This is a genomic window from Cedecea sp. B1(4) (genome assembly GCF_059414925.1).
The window spans coordinates 613764-628376 of record NZ_JCAHMZ010000002.1; the positions used below are offsets into that span (position 1 = coordinate 613764).

The 14613-nt window shown below is 57.1% G+C and carries 15 protein-coding genes; 9 read left to right on the forward strand and 6 right to left on the reverse strand.

The features are described 5' to 3' along the window. The first annotated feature begins 5 nt into the window (after positions 1–5). From ACR6JA_RS06245 to ACR6JA_RS06255, 3 genes are all read left to right on the forward strand, one after another. On the forward strand, positions 6–1313 hold the full coding sequence (locus ACR6JA_RS06245; protein ID WP_494493265.1) for an ABC transporter substrate-binding protein: 1308 nt from the start codon (positions 6–8) through the stop codon (positions 1311–1313). A gap of 132 nt (positions 1314–1445) precedes the next feature. Next, the gene (locus ACR6JA_RS06250; protein ID WP_494493096.1) at positions 1446–2873 is read left to right on the forward strand and encodes an aminotransferase-like domain-containing protein; all 1428 of its coding nucleotides are present in this window, start codon (positions 1446–1448) and stop codon (positions 2871–2873) included. Beyond that, positions 2860–3390: a GNAT family N-acetyltransferase gene (locus ACR6JA_RS06255; protein WP_494493097.1), complete on the forward strand. Its 531-nt coding sequence runs from the start codon at positions 2860–2862 to the stop codon at positions 3388–3390. Before ACR6JA_RS06250 ends, ACR6JA_RS06255 begins: the two co-directional genes overlap by 14 nt. 27 nt (positions 3391–3417) lie before the next feature. Here ACR6JA_RS06255 and ACR6JA_RS06260 read toward each other — a convergent pair whose 3' ends face one another. Further along, the gene (locus tag ACR6JA_RS06260; RefSeq protein ID WP_494493098.1) at positions 3418–4290 is read right to left on the reverse strand and encodes an MBL fold metallo-hydrolase; all 873 of its coding nucleotides are present in this window, start codon (positions 4288–4290) and stop codon (positions 3418–3420) included. Between the two features lie 143 nt (positions 4291–4433). Here ACR6JA_RS06260 and ACR6JA_RS06265 point away from each other — a divergent pair, with 143 nt between their 5' ends. Next, positions 4434–5225, forward strand: a complete 792-nt coding sequence (locus tag ACR6JA_RS06265; RefSeq protein WP_494493099.1) for a polysaccharide lyase family 7 protein — start codon at positions 4434–4436, stop codon at positions 5223–5225. A gap of 45 nt (positions 5226–5270) precedes the next feature. Here ACR6JA_RS06265 and ACR6JA_RS06270 read toward each other — a convergent pair whose 3' ends face one another. Then, the gene (locus ACR6JA_RS06270; RefSeq protein ID WP_008461486.1) at positions 5271–5699 is read right to left on the reverse strand and encodes a TOBE domain-containing protein; all 429 of its coding nucleotides are present in this window, start codon (positions 5697–5699) and stop codon (positions 5271–5273) included. A gap of 251 nt (positions 5700–5950) precedes the next feature. Between ACR6JA_RS06270 and patD the strand changes: the two genes are divergently transcribed. The 4 genes from patD (at position 5951) to ACR6JA_RS06290 (ending at position 9035) form a co-directional block, all read left to right on the forward strand. Then, a complete protein-coding gene (patD, locus tag ACR6JA_RS06275) occupies positions 5951–7405 on the forward strand; it encodes an aminobutyraldehyde dehydrogenase (protein ID WP_494493100.1) in 1455 nt (484 codons plus the stop codon). Between the two features lie 67 nt (positions 7406–7472). Next, entirely contained in the window at positions 7473–7919 is a 447-nt protein-coding gene (gene lysM / locus ACR6JA_RS06280) for a peptidoglycan-binding protein LysM (RefSeq protein ID WP_213714394.1), read from the forward strand. Positions 7920–8050: 131 nt separating this feature from the next. After that, positions 8051–8779, forward strand: a complete 729-nt coding sequence (locus ACR6JA_RS06285; RefSeq protein ID WP_213714392.1) for a YnfC family lipoprotein — start codon at positions 8051–8053, stop codon at positions 8777–8779. Between the two features lie 82 nt (positions 8780–8861). Further along, positions 8862–9035 carry a GhoT/OrtT family toxin gene (locus ACR6JA_RS06290; protein ID WP_008461495.1) on the forward strand — a complete coding sequence of 58 codons (174 nt, stop codon included), beginning with the start codon at positions 8862–8864 and terminating at the stop codon, positions 9033–9035. Between the two features lie 11 nt (positions 9036–9046). On the opposite strand, the gene ACR6JA_RS06295 is transcribed toward ACR6JA_RS06290, so the two are convergent. Beyond that, positions 9047–10030, reverse strand: coding sequence for a nickel/cobalt transporter (locus ACR6JA_RS06295; protein ID WP_494493101.1), 984 nt, complete (start codon positions 10028–10030; stop codon positions 9047–9049). Between the two features lie 151 nt (positions 10031–10181). On the opposite strand from ACR6JA_RS06295, the gene ACR6JA_RS06300 reads away from it, so the two are divergent. Further along, on the forward strand, positions 10182–11810 hold the full coding sequence (locus tag ACR6JA_RS06300; protein ID WP_494493102.1) for a dipeptide ABC transporter ATP-binding protein: 1629 nt from the start codon (positions 10182–10184) through the stop codon (positions 11808–11810). On the opposite strand, the gene ACR6JA_RS06305 is transcribed toward ACR6JA_RS06300, so the two are convergent. Genes ACR6JA_RS06305 through ACR6JA_RS06315 form a run of 3 tightly spaced genes read right to left on the reverse strand, consistent with a single transcriptional unit; the run spans position 11811 to position 14612 of the window. Beyond that, positions 11811–12626: a sulfurtransferase gene (locus ACR6JA_RS06305; RefSeq protein ID WP_494493103.1), complete on the reverse strand. Its 816-nt coding sequence runs from the start codon at positions 12624–12626 to the stop codon at positions 11811–11813. Then, positions 12616–13611 (reverse strand): ornithine cyclodeaminase, encoded by a 996-nt coding sequence (locus ACR6JA_RS06310; RefSeq protein ID WP_494493104.1) that lies wholly within the window; start codon positions 13609–13611, stop codon positions 12616–12618. Before ACR6JA_RS06310 ends, ACR6JA_RS06305 begins: the two co-directional genes overlap by 11 nt. Before the next feature lie 2 nt (positions 13612–13613). Continuing rightward, positions 13614–14612, reverse strand: coding sequence for a 1-aminocyclopropane-1-carboxylate deaminase/D-cysteine desulfhydrase (locus ACR6JA_RS06315; protein ID WP_494493105.1), 999 nt, complete (start codon positions 14610–14612; stop codon positions 13614–13616). Between the last annotated feature and the right edge of the window lies 1 nt (position 14613).

Consider the following 14613-nt stretch of genomic DNA (forward strand, 5'->3'; position numbering starts at 1 on the left):
CCCTGATGCATAAATGGCGGGCGCTTGCCGTTTGCTGTTCGCTGGCCGTGAGCGGCGCAGCGCTGGCAAAAGAGAAAATTGATTTTATGTTCCCGGCGCCGGTCGACGGCAAGCTGACAATGGAGATGACCCGCGTCATCAAGGCGTTTAACGATTCGCAGCAGGACGTCGAAGTCCGCGGTATTTTTACCGGCAGCTACGACACCACCAAAATTAAAGCGGAATCCGCCCAGAAAGCCGGGCAGCCGCCGGCGCTGGTCATTATGTCGGCCAACTTCACCACCGACCTCGCGCTAAAAGACGAAATCCTGCCGATGGACGAGCTGTTTAAATACGGCAACCGCAAGGCGGGCGATTTCCTGATGAACGACTTCTGGCCGGCAATGCACAAGAATGCCCAGGTAATGGGCGTGACGTACGCGATTCCGTTCCATAACTCCACGCCAATCCTGTACTACAACAAAACCATGTTCGATCAGGCAGGTATCAAGCAGCCGCCACAGACCTGGGCCGAAATGCTGGCCGATGCGAAGAAGCTGACCGACGCCAGCAAAGGGCTGTGGGGCATCATGCTGCCGTCCACCAACGACGATTACGGCGGCTGGATCTTCTCCTCGCTGGTTCGAGCCAATGGCGGCAACTACTTCAACGAAAACTATCCGGGCGAAGTGTATTACGACTCGCCGACCACCATTGGTGCACTGCGCTTCTGGCAGAACATGGTTTACCGCGACAAAGTGATGCCGTCCGGCGTGCTTAACTCCAAGCAGATCAGCGCTGCGTTCTTCAGCGGTAAACTGGGGATGGCGATGCTGAGCACCGGCGCGCTGGGCTTTATGCGCGAAAATAGCAAAGATTTTGATATGGAAGTGGCGATGATGCCCGCCAAAGAACAGCGGGCGGTGCCTATCGGCGGCGCGAGCCTGGTAAGCTTCAAGGGCATTTCCGACGCGCAGAAAAAGGCGGCTTATCAGTTCCTGACGTATCTGGTTAGCCCGCAGGTTAACGGCGCGTGGAGCCGTTTCACCGGGTATTTCTCGCCGCTGAAGGCCTCCTACGACACGCCGGAAATGAAAGAGTACCTGCAGAAAGATCCGCGGGCGCAAATCGCGCTGGATCAGCTGAAATATGCCCATCCCTGGTATTCGACTTATGAAACGGTTGCCGTCCGTCAGGCGATGGAAAACCAGCTGGCGGCGGTGGTGAACGATCAAAAGGTGACCCCGGAAGCGGCAGCGAAATCCGCCCAGCAAACGGCGGACAGCCTGATGAAGCCGTACGTTGAGAAAACCGCGCTGGCCGATGTGAAGTAAAATCCCCACGTTTACCTTTTCACGGGCGGTTTTACCGCCCGTTATCTTCGTGTTAAAAAACTCACTTTCTGACTATAACAGTTGTACAAAACAGCGTATTTTTAGCGCTGTGATATAGACAGGGAGCAGCGCATGAAAAAGTACCAGCAACTGGCACAGCAGATCCTCGACCAGATTGCCCTCGGCGTCTGGCAGCCGGGGGATCGTTTGCCGTCGCTGCGCGAGCAGGTTGGCCACAGCGGCATGAGCTTTATGACCGTCGGCCACGCCTATCAAATGCTGGAAAGCCAGGGGGCGATTGTGGCAAGGCCGCAGTCCGGCTACTACGTTGCGCCCCGACCCGTGGCACGCACTGCGCCGCCAGCGGTGCAGGTCACCCGTGCGGAAACCGTCGATATCAATACCTATATTTTTGATGTGCTGCAGGCAAGCACGGATGCCTCCGTGGTGCCGTTTGGCTCTGCGTTCCCGGACCCTCGCCTGTTTCCGCTCCAGGCGCTCCACCGTTCAATGGCGGCAGTCAGCAAAACGGCGACCGCCATCAGCGTGATTGAAAGCCTGCCGCCGGGTAACGAAGCGCTGCGCCACGCTATCGCCCAGCGCTACGCCCAGCAGGGGATGCAGGTTTCACCGGACGAAATTGTTATCACCGCTGGCGCGCTTGAGGCGCTCAACCTTAGTTTGCAGGCGGTCACCGAGCCGGGTGACTGGGTCATTGTCGAAAACCCTTGTTTCTACGGCGCGCTGCAGGCGCTGGAACGTCTGAGGCTGAAAGCGCTATCGGTCGCCACCGACCCGGTAAGCGGGATTGATCTCGATGCCCTGGCGCAGGCCCTGGCCGAATACCCGGTCAAGGCCTGTTGGCTAATGACCAACAGCCAGAACCCGCTGGGCGTGACGCTGCCGCCGGAGAAAAAAGCGCGGCTGGTGCAACTGTTGCGAGCCCATAACGTCACGCTGATTGAGGATGACGTGTACAGCGAGCTTTATTACGGGCGGGAAAGGCCGCTGCCTGCCCGGGCGTATGATACCCACGGTATGACTCTGCATTGCTCCTCGTTTTCAAAATGCCTGGTGGCCGGATTTCGCATCGGCTGGGTCGCCGCCGGGAAGCACGCCCGCCGCATTCAGCAGTTGCAGCTGATGAGCACCCTGTCCACCAGTTCGCCGATGCAGCTGGCGTTGGTCGATTTTCTGGCTACCCGCCGCTATGACACACACCTGCGCCGCCTGCGGCGACAGCTGGCAGAACGCAAGCAGCAGGCCTGGCAAACGCTAAGTGATCTTTTCCCTTCTGAAGTCAAAATCCACCGCAGCGAAAGCGGCTATTTCCTGTGGATTGAACTGCCGGAAGGGCTGGATAGCAGCCTGCTTAACGAGCGGGCGCTGGCGCATAAAATAAGCATCGCCCCGGGGAAAATGTTCACAACGGGCAGGGCCTGGGATAACTATTTTCGCTTCAACGCCTCGTGGAGCTGGGGCGAAAGAGAGCGTCAGGCCGTGGTGACGTTGTCACGTTTAATCAAGGAATTGATTGAGGAACACCATGTACAAGACTGAAAGATTGCTGCTGAGAGCTTGGCGAGACGAGGACTTGGTTCCGTTTGCCGAAATGAACGCTGACCCGGAGGTGATGCGCTATTTCTTGCAGCCCCTGACGTCGGAAGAAAGCCAGCGTTACCTCGAGACACTCCGCCATCGTATGGCTGAAAACGGCTTTGGCTTCTGGGCGGTGGAAGAACAACGCAGCGGTGAGCTGGCCGGGTTTGTTGGCCTGAATCGCCCCGGCAACTCGCTGCCGTTTGGCCCCTGTATCGAGATCGGCTGGCGGCTTCGAAAAGCGTTTTGGGGTAAAGGGTACGCGCCTGAGGCCGCGAGGGAAGCGCTGCGCATTGGTTTCGACGAATACGATCTGGACAGCATTGTGGCATTTACCGCACTGCCAAATTTGCCGTCTCAGCGGGTGATGGAGAAGCTGGGCATGCGCCGAAGCGGAGAGTTTGACCATCCCATGGTGCCGGAGCAGCATCCGCTGCTCCGGCATGTCTGGTATCAGATTCACCGGCAGGGGGTTTAAAAGCCGGCGAACCGGCTTGTGTTACCGCTATTCTGTCGGCTGAAAAACGTAATGGTCGCCTTTCGCCACAATATGCCCGACGCCCGGGAACGGGAAGTGCGGGGCAAAAATCAGTTCACGATCGGCGGCCAGTTTGGCCAGCAGCGCTTGGCGGTTGGCTATTCCTTGCTGGCGATCGTTGTCATAGGCAATCGCCCATTCGGGCTTCGTCAGAGACACAATCGAGCTGTGCGCCGAGTCGCCAATGTCTAAAAGTCGCTGCTTGCCGGAGACAATCTGGTAGCCAACGTGCCCCGGCGTGTGGCCCGGCAGCGGCACAGAGGTGATCCCCGGCAGCACCTGGTCGCCTGGCTTAAAGGTTTTCACCTGCGGCTGGATGGCCTCAGCCAGCACCTTCATCTCCGGCAGCGTTTGCAGCCATGCCCAGTCCGGGGCGGAGATTTGCACCGTGGCGTGGGGGAATGCCTGCTTGCCGTCCGCCGTCAGCAGCCCGCCAACATGGTCGCCGTGAACGTGGGTGATCAGCACATCGGTTACCTGCTCTGGCTTATAACCCGCCTTTGCGAGGCTCTCAACCAGCTGGCCCTGAGCGTTGGGGCCAAGCCCGGTATCCAGCAGTATGACTTTACTGCCGTCTTTCACCAGCAGGGCATCGACGCTGAGCTTAATCTTGTCCGTCGGCGCGCCCGCCGCAGACAGCACTTCGGCCACCGATTTTTCTCCCACGTCGACGCCAATCACTTTGCCATCGTTGGGCAGGGCGTTGTTTTTATCGTGCAGCGCGGTTAACTCAAGCTTGCCGAGCGGAAAAGTTTTAAACGCCGCGCCTGCGTTATCCGCCAGTGCGAAGGCGGAGTAGCTGGCCGCAAACAGAACTGAAACAAGCAACTTTTTGATCATGACTGTTCCCTTTATGCATCAGGTTAATTACCGGAAACCCATTGTTACTACTGACATGTTACCGCAACAGATTTTAAGTAAAACATCTCCGCTGATAAATGGTTAGCTGAGGGGCGGGTTTACATTTTGCATTGGGGTTAAAGATGAGGCGAAAAACAGTAAGTTACGGCCTGCCGGTGAGTTTGTTTTTGGCGGCGCTAAGCGGCAGTGCATGGGCCGAGAGCGGTCAGAACGCGCCGGGCGAAAATTATCCGATGGTGACAAAGGACTATTTGCTGCAATCCTTTGATAGCAGCGAAAAACCGAATGAGGTGAAAATCACGCCAGGGCTGCATAACCGCTATTTCTACAGCAACTGCGGTGGGGACAAAAGCTGTGATTCTGCCATTCCGGCGGGGGCGATGGTGTTTAAAGCACCGTCCGGGTTTGGATCTACGCCGCACAGTGAATTTCCTCGCGTCGAGCTGAGAGCCACGCACAATTTTGTTAACGGCAGCGAGTTTGACAATGAGCAGCGCGGGTCGGTGTATATCGTCAAAAATCCGTCCACGCGCTCGATTATTTTTGCTCAAATTCACGGCGACAAACCCGGCGGCTCAGAGATGCTGAAACTGCGCTGGGAAGACGGCGCGATTGTGGTGGGCGTGAAAGAAAACTATGGCGACCCGGAAAAGCGCACCACGCTGCTTTCGGGCGTCGGTCTGAAAGACAAAATTGATTACAGCATCAAAGCTAAAGGCACGGCGAGCGGTATGAAGGTGACGGTTGAGGCCAGTGCCGGAGGCAAAAAGGCCAGCCAAATCTTTGACTATCCGAAGCAGGGCTGGGAAGGGATCCAGCTGTACTTCAAGGCGGGCAACTACAACCAGGACAAAAACAAGGACGGTACTGAATCGGTGGTGGCCTACAGCAAGCTTGACGTACGCTACAAGTAAGCGAGTTAAAATCGGCAGCCGGAGTGGCTGCCGGACGTTAAGGCGTTATTTTTTCACCGCAATCAGCACGGATGAGGCTTTCACCAGTGCCAGCAGGCGAGACCCCACCTTAAGCGCCATTTCATCAGCGGCTTCGTTAGTCACCACGGCGGTTAATGCAAAACCCGCGTCTGTTTGAATATGTACGGTGGTGTTCACCGCGCCTTCCGCGATGGCTTTCACCGCGCCTGGGAACTGGTTTCGGGCGGAGAAGTGATAGCCGCAGTCTTCACTGGCCAGCACCACCCACGGGGCTTTGATCAGGGCCAGCGCTTCTTTGCCGTTAACCAAGCCTAACGCTTCCTTGCTGCTGCGGGTCACCACGGCGACCAGCTTGCCGCCGCCGTTCAGGGTTAATTCTATTTCGTCGTTAACGGCGCCGGCCGTGACGTTGCTGATGGTGCCGGTTAACTGATTGCGGGCGGAAATACTCATGGTGCCTCCTGGCGGTGAACTAAGAAAAAGACTGCCTAAAGCATAGGGGGATCCCGCCTTCTTTTCATATTAATTTTCAATAGATACCTCATTTGCGACGCGGCCTGATATACCAAAGGGGAGCGCCGGGACAGGCTTACTGCGCAGTGCATCACAACCTGGTGAAAATCACCGCCCGGCACCGCTGCCGCCGTCAAGCCGACGCTATGCTTTTTACTTCAGTCCTTTTAAGCCAGAACGCCGCTGGGGCCATGATTATCAGAACGGGAAAGGAGATGGGGATGCAAAGTCAGTTATTGATTAACGGCCTGCTTGTGGCTGGCCTTGGAGAGAAGCAGCCTGTCTACAACCCGGCCACGGGGCAGGTGCTGCTGGAGGTGGCGGAAGCCACGGCTCAGCAAGTTAACGATGCGGTCCTGGCGGCGGATAAGGCTTTTGCCGCATGGGGGCAGACGACGCCGAAAGAACGTGCCGAACATCTTCTGGCGCTAGCGGATGCCATCGATCAACACGCGGAAGCCTTAGCCAGGCTGGAGTCGCAGAACTGCGGCAAACCTTTCCACTGCGTGCTCAACGATGAGATCCCGGCGGTGGTGGATATCTTTCGCTTCTTTGCCGGGGCGAGCCGCTGCCTCGGCGGCCTGGCCGCCGGAGAATATCTGAGCGGGCACACCTCGATGATCCGCCGCGATCCGGTCGGCGTGGTGGCGTCTATTGCTCCCTGGAACTATCCACTGATGATGGCGGCCTGGAAACTGGCTCCGGCGCTGGCCGCCGGGAACTGCGTGGTGATCAAACCTTCCGAAATTACGCCGCTGACCGCGTTCAAGCTGGCCGAACTGGCGAAGGATATCTTCCCGGCGGGCGTGATTAACGTGCTGTTTGGGCGCGGGCAAACCGTCGGCGATGCGCTGACCGGGCATGAAAAAGTGCGCATGGTGTCGCTCACCGGGTCTATCGCCACCGGGGAACACATTATTAGCCACACCGCTCCGTCAATTAAGCGCATGCACATGGAACTGGGCGGCAAAGCGCCGGTTATCGTGTTCGACGATGCGGATTTACAGGCGGTGGTTGAAGGCGTGCGAACCTTTGGCTATTACAACGCCGGGCAGGACTGCACCGCCGCCTGCCGGATTTACGCTCAAAGCGGGATTTACGACCGGCTGGTTGAGCAGCTTGGGGAAGCCGTGGCCAGTCTCAAATATGGGCCTCCCGAGGACGAAAGCACCGAGCTGGGGCCGCTGAGTTCAGAGGCACATCTTGAGCGAGTCAGCAACGCTGTGGAGGAAGCCAAAGCGCTGCCGCATATCAAAGTGATTACCGGTGGCAGTAAAGTCGCAGGCGCGGGCTATTACTTCCAGCCCACGCTGCTGGCCGGGGCGAAGCAGGGGGATGCCATTGTGCAAAAAGAGGTGTTTGGCCCGGTCGTCAGCGTCACAAAATTTGACGATGAGCAGCAGGTGCTGGCGTGGGCCAACGACTCCAGCTACGGCCTGGCATCTTCGGTATGGACGCAGGACGTGGGCCGGGCGCATCGCCTGAGTGCCCGGTTGCAGTACGGCTGCACCTGGGTGAACACGCACTTTATGCTGGTGAGCGAGATGCCGCACGGCGGGCAAAAACTGTCCGGCTACGGCAAAGATATGTCGCTTTACGGGCTGGAGGATTACACCGTTATTCGGCACGTGATGATTAAGCACTGAGCGTGCGACTGGCGGTTTTGGCTGCTTTTGCCAGACTTACAGGGACCAGTAAACAGGAGAAAAGACCATGGGATTATTTGATTTTGTCAAAGACGCGGGTGCCAAACTGTGGGACTCGCTGAAGGGGAACGAAGGCGAGCAGGGCAGCAAGCTTGAGGAGCATTTGAAAAAAAGCGGCATTCCGGGTGCTGACAAAGTGAATGTTACCGTAGAAAACGGCAAAGCTGTGATCTCCGGGGGAGACGGGCTGACTCAGGCGCTGAAAGAAAAAATTCAGGTGGCGGTAGGTAACGTGGCCGGTATCAGCAGCGTTGAAAATAATATTCAGGCGGCGGATGCTGCGCAGGAAGCCACTTACTATACGGTGAAATCAGGCGACACGCTGAGCGCCATTTCTAAACATGTCTATGGCGATGGCAACAAGTACAACACCATCTTTGAAGCGAATAAACCGATGCTAAGCCATCCGGATAAAATTTACCCCGGACAGGTACTGATTATTCCTAAGCTGTAAGTGCCCTAAAAGCCCACTTCGGTGGGTTTTGTTTGGTGGATCGCGTAAAGTGTCACGTTAAACCTCAGAATTAATCTGTTTATTTTCTGCTATTTGCCGACGAGGTGTTGGCCTGCTTTCAAGGATGATGTATGACGTTGAAAAGAGCCATTCTGCTGGCGATGCCACTTGTTTTCTGTTCTTTCGCTTATGCCCAAACGGCAAGAAACCCGGTTATCGCCAACCTGGCGACAATGTTTGATTTCAATGCCCCGGCAGGCAACGTGCGCGAAATGCATACCGTCATGAAGCATCCGTCAGGGGAAGTCAACTATGAGAACCGACTAAAGGTAGACCGTACCGGGTGTGTTACCAGCCTTGAAATCAGAGACTCGGCGCAAAAAATGGTGCTACAGCTTCACCGCGAAGGCAACGCGCTAACGGGGACCCAAAACGGCAAACCGTTATCCCTCAAGCTGGATGAAAAGTGTCTGGTAAAAAAGAGAAAAGATGAGCTGGGCGAAGTGAAATATGCCTACTGGCCTGGCGGGCTGCTGAAGGATATTTTTTTCATGCCGGGCGGGCAGCGCATCGCTCACCATGAATACGATGCTAACGGTCTCCCTCGTCAGATCGATTTTTACCTGAATGACAAAGTGGCTTCGCAAACCAAAGTCAGCTACGAGAATGCGGAGCGCCGTCCGTTTGACTACAAACTGGTGACTGAAACGATGAGAACGCCGTTCCTGACGACGGAAAGCCACTGCCGCTACGACGAGCACTTGTCGCCCATCGCCTGCGACATCACGCTGGTGACCGGCATCGGCAAAACGCAGCAGACCCAGCGGCAGCAGGTGACGACGGAAGTCAGCTATTACTGAGTAAATAAAGTTTCTAAACTTGATCTGCGTCATAAAAAAGAGCATATTCTGCAAAAATTTTTAACAAGTAGTAATGTCTTGTATGACGCTTTATCAACACATGCTGGTTTTTTACGCCGTAATGGCGTTAATCTGCGCCGGGATCACTTGGCTGCTCGCCAAAGACTCTAAACGCATTAAGCTGCTTTGTTCAGTGCTGATTGGCGCCACCTGGCCGATGAGTTTCCCGGTCGCGCTGCTGTTCTCTCTGTTCTAACCCGTTCTGAACTAACAGCCTGCCGCGATAAAGTCGCCGTTGGCGCTAACGGGAATCGTGGTGATAAACAGCACCACGGCAAAAAGCACGATCAGCAAGCCGCCAATCACTTTCAGCCCGGTGGTAATAATGCGAACCTGAGTAGGAGTGCGCGAAAGCCAGAGTTTGCCCACCGAGTCGCGGGTGCGGGTGACCAGCACGGACAGTCCGAGAATCGACAGGGCTGTACCGAGAGCCATAGTCATCACCGCGGCAATGCCCCAGCTAATAAATCCCAACACATTCGAAAACACCAAAATCATGATGGCCCCGCTGCAAGGTCGAGCGCCAATCGCCAGAATGACGCCCAGGTGCGTGAGCCAGTTACCACCCCGGCCATTGTAGCCAACGCCGTGGTTGTGCCCGCAGCCACACCGATCATCGTGTGAGTGATGATTCAGCGTTGTTGCATCACTGCTTATCGGCGTGAAGGATTTCATCCTGAGCGGGGCTTGCTGCCGCAGCGCTTTCAGCACAATAAAAACCCCGAAACAGCCAATCATCACCGCGCTTATTTTTTCCACATACCAGCGACTTTCGCTGAGATCGCCGCTGGACGAATTAAGCGCAATCGCCAGCACAAAGACAAATACGATGGCGCTCACGCCCTGCATCAAACTGCCAAGAAACGGCACCACTCGTCCGGCGAGAGGCGTTTCCTGGTTGGTACTGAGGTAGGTTGTGACGATAAATTTACCGTGCCCAGGGCCGATGGCGTGGAGTACACCGTAAAAGAAGCTGCCGACCAGCAGCCAGACGCCGCCGATGTACTGATGGTTGTTGATTTGCAGTAAATAGAAGACCAGGTAGCGATGCAGACCAATCTGCATACTCAGGCACCATTGAATAAAAGCGCTCCAGTGATGGCTGATAAACACCAGCGCCAGGGTACTTAACAGCACGGCCAATAAGCCCGCAGGCAACGCCCAACGGCGGGGAAGAGTTTGAGTTGTCATGGCGGCAATCACATCAGGTCTGCATGACTAAAGTATAAATAATGCCGGAGAGTAAGACCAAATGAATAAGCTATCAGCAAATCATCTTGTCGCACTGGGGCAGATATTATAGTCTCAAAAATCACGCTGTTAGCACCCGTCTGGAACCCGTATGACCGATCAAACCCCGCTGTTAACCGTTAATTCGCTTTGTATCAGTACGCTGGAAGGTAAACCTCTGGTGAGGGACGCTTCATTCAGCGTTGCTCGCCGGGAGATTGTTGCGCTGGTAGGCGAATCAGGCTCAGGGAAAACGTTAACCTCGCTGGCGGTTATGGGTTTGCTTCCGGGGGGCGTGTGGCAAACGGGCGGTGACGTAACGTTTAATGGACGGGTTGTATCGGCTGTGGGGAAAACCTATCCGCGAGAGCTTCGCGGGCAGCAAATCGCCACAATTTTTCAGGAGCCGATGAGCAGCATGAACCCGGTGCTGAAAGTGGGAGAGCAAATTGCGGAAGTGCTGGTGCGCCACCAAAAACTCAGCTGGAAGCAGGCGCACCGTGAGGCGGTCGCATTGTTGGACAGGGTCGGGATTGTGAACCCTGAGCAGCGGGCAAAACAGTATATTCATCAACTTTCCGGCGGCATGCGCCAGCGTGTGATGATTGCCAGCGCCATTAGCTGCAAACCTGCGCTTCTGATTGCCGACGAACCCACCACTGCGCTGGACGTCACCATTCAGGCGCAAATCCTTACTTTGCTACAGGAACTGCAGCAGGAAATGGCGATGGGCATTCTGTTCATCACCCACGATTTAAGCGTGGTGGCTCGCTATGCAGACCGTGCCTGCGTGCTGTATCAGGGCAATATTGTTGAGCAGGGCGATGTGCCAACGCTGCTGACCGCGCCCCAGGCCGACTACACCCGTCGGCTGATTGCCGCTTCTCAGCCGGAACCTCAGCCCGCCAGGCTCAAAGACGTTACCCGTTCGCCGCTGGTGCAGCTGTCGCAGCTCACCAAAAGCTATCCGCAGGCGCATACGCTGCCGTTTTTCCCCGACAGCCGGCAGACCGTGCTCAAGCCAACCAGTCTCGAAATCGAACGAGGCGAGATCGTCGGGCTGATCGGCGAGTCCGGTTCGGGTAAAACGACGCTCGGCAGGGCGGCTATAGGTTTAATTCCGGCCGACAGCGGCACCATTATTTTTGATGGCCTGGACGTACGTCGCGCCAGCCGTGAGCAGCAGCGGGGGATGCGCCGCCGGGCGCAGATTATTTTCCAGGATCCCTACGCCAGCCTAGATCCCAAAATGCCGGTGGGTGAGCAAATTGCCGAACCGCTGCGCGTGCATAAATTGAGACCCGCGGGGGAAGTTCAAAGCCGCGTTCGCGAATTACTGGAGCTGGTCGGGCTGGATGCTGCGGCGGCGAATCGTTTGCCGTCGGCTTTCTCCGGCGGGCAGCGTCAACGCATTGCCATTGCGCGCGCACTGGCGCTTGAACCCGAACTGTTGGTGGCCGATGAAGCCGTTTCGGCGTTGGATCTTTCGGTGCGAGGGCAGATCCTCGCCTTGCTCGCCGATCTGCGAGACCGCCTGGGGCTGACCGTACTGTTTATCAGCCACGACCTTGGCGCCGTACGTCAGGCGTGTGACAGAGTGGTGGTGCTGTATCGCGGTGAAATTGTGGAGACGGGTGCCACAAAGCAGGTGCTGGACAAGCCGCAGCATGAATACACGCGGAAGCTGATTGCCGCCGCGCCGGATATTCAGCAGGCGCTGAAGCTGCGGAAGGTGGGGTGATTATTCCCCACTAAGCAGCGGTAATTCCGGGTGACTAGCCCATTCGTGCCAGGAGCCGACGTAAACGGCCACGTCCTGGTAACCTGCAAGTTTGAGGGCCACCAGAACCGTGGCGGCGCGAGCGCCACGGTGGCACCAGGCAATCACCCTTTTTGACGGCGTAAATCCGGCTTCGGCGGCAAGGCTTGCCAGCGCTGCAGCGGATTTGAACCGGCCATGCTCGACTGCATCTTCCCAGAAAAGCAGTTTTGAGCCAGGAATACGTCCCGCTCGCTCGCAGCATTCATGCACAAAGCTGCCGTCATATTCCGTTGGCCTGCGGGCATCCAGCAGTAAGGTTGATGCCGGATCGGCGTCGATCGTTTCGGCGCGGGTGGCCGCCAACTGAGGCATGGCCGGTTGACATTCAGGGACTCCGGCGTCAGAAACAATCGCAGTTGGGCCTTTCCCCGGCGTTAATTTCCCCCCGGCATCTGCCCAGGCTTCTACACCGCCGTCCAGAATCAGTCCTTCTGTACCCAGCGCGAACCACAAAAACCACATTCCACGCGGAGAGCGCATGCCCACGGTTTGCTCGAAGAATACCGGCGTAGCCCCGCTCACGATACCGAGCTGTTGCCAGGCATGAATAAATGCCCCGGCCATCGCGGCGTAACCTTTCGGGGTCGAGTCAGACACAAAATAGTCGTAGACGTTAAGATTCAGCGCGCCCGGTAGGGAGGCCGCTTGCCAGGCTTCTCGTTCACGGACATCGATCAGCGCAAATGTCTCGCCGTTCTCGATTCGTTTTACCAGATCGGGAGCGTTAATCAGCATCGGTGATCTCCCAGCCAAAAGGCAGATTGCTGCCCTTGCCCTGTTCGGCAGCAGCGCCTAGAACGCGGGCGGCGAGGGCGATATCAAACACGTTGAGGCCGAAAGAAGAGAAATATACCTTGTCCGTTTCCGCAGGCCGCCAGCCATCGACCAGTAAATTTGTTAAATCTGCAGAGACGTTTTGCTCGTCAAAAAGCCCGGCCCGGTACATTTGGAACAGGCTTTTGGCGCTGGTCAGCTTGAAGTCTCCCCAAAGGTCGACCACTACCTTGTCGGCGGCGGCAATTGTCTCAAAGGCCACTTCGTGATAGCCGATTTGCAGCACCAGGGTGCCGGCCCGCCAGATGCCAGGGCGTAAAAACGGCTCGCTGGCGCTGGTGCAGGTAATCAGCGCGTCCCAGTGCTGGCGCAGCGCATCGCTTAGTGTTTCAAACTGGGTGACAGGCCAGGGGAGTTTGTCGGCATGGCTGAGCATGTCGGCGAGAGGCTCCGGCGTTTTGTTCCAGCAATAGACCATGTCCAGATCGGGAAAATGTGCAGCCAGCATCTCGAGATGAGCGCGGGCCTGCACGCCAGCGCCGAGCAATAAAACACGTGAAGGGCGGCGGGGAGCCGCCAGCTTCAAGGCGAGGGCCGACACTGCGGCGGTTCGGGTCGCGGTCAGGCTGCCACTTTCGACCAGGCCTATCGGCAAACCGTTGTCTGCGCGATTAACCAGCGTGGTGGCCATCGCCTGTGGATAGCCGTCGTTGGCGCGAGGTCGATGCGCCGTCCATTTTACGCCCGTCGCATTGAACCGCCCGCCGACCCTGGCCGGGAGAGCGTAAACCTTCCCCAGCGGCGTATCGAGGTTGACGTGGGTTTCGGCGGGCATCGCCGCCTCGCCGCGCCTCAGCAACCGCACGGTGTCCTCGATGTCCTGCAGAGCCTGCACCGGGTCATTCCCCCCAAGGTCGGCCACCTGCTGACGGCTCACTATCTGCATGATCAGTGCTCCAGAAGTTTTTGAGCGAACGGGTAAAGCGCCGGAGAGCCCCCGCAGTGCATGAACACTACGCTGCTGCCGGCGGCAATACGGCCTTCTTTCGCGAGGGTGATTAAACCGTGCATTGCTTTACCAGTGTAAACCGGATCCAGCAGCACGCCTTCCTGCTGCGCGACCTGATAAATCGCCTCAATGCCGCCGTCAGAAGGCACGCCGTAGGCGCTGCCAACAAATCCGTCTTCGATCAGGATATCCTGCGGCTGCCAGGTTTGATCCCAGTCGAGCAGGCGAACACAGTCCTCGGCCATGGCGGAGATTCGGGTCTGGAACCAGTCGGCTTTGGCGCTGACGCTGACGCCGATAATTTGCGTTTTCGGCCAGTATCGACGGGCCCCGACATACAGCCCGGCCAGCGTGCCGCCGGAGCCGGTGGGGGCGATAATCACGTCCGGGGCAGATTCGCCCGCGGCACGAAGCTGGGCATCCATCTCTTCAACGGCGCGAACATAGCCCAGCGCACCTAGCGCCGTGGCACCACCCAGTGGAATGATCATCGGCTTTTCGCCGCGAGCCGTGGCCGCATCGGCATGGGCCTGCATCGCGCCTTCAATCTGGGTGAAATAGCCTTCCGGGTCGAGGAACTGCAGCTCTGCCCCAAACAGTTTGTCCAGCAGGAGATTACCCTGATAAGTCTGTGGCTCATCGCCGCGTAAAACCAGCACCGGCTTCATGCCAAATTTACGGGCGGCCGCCGCGACCATGCGCGCGTGGTTAGACTGGTGGCCGCCGGTGGTTATCACCACTTTTACCCCTTCACGGCAGGCTTCGGCCATCAGGTACTCCAGCTTGCGGACTTTGTTGCCGCCGCCGCCAAAACCGCTGTAGTCGTCGCGCTTAATTTTTACGTTAACGCCTAGCGTTTCGCTCAGACGAGGTAAAGATTCCAGCGGCGTGGGGAAAAATCCGAGCGTAACACGTTCAAAATCATTGACGTTTTTCATG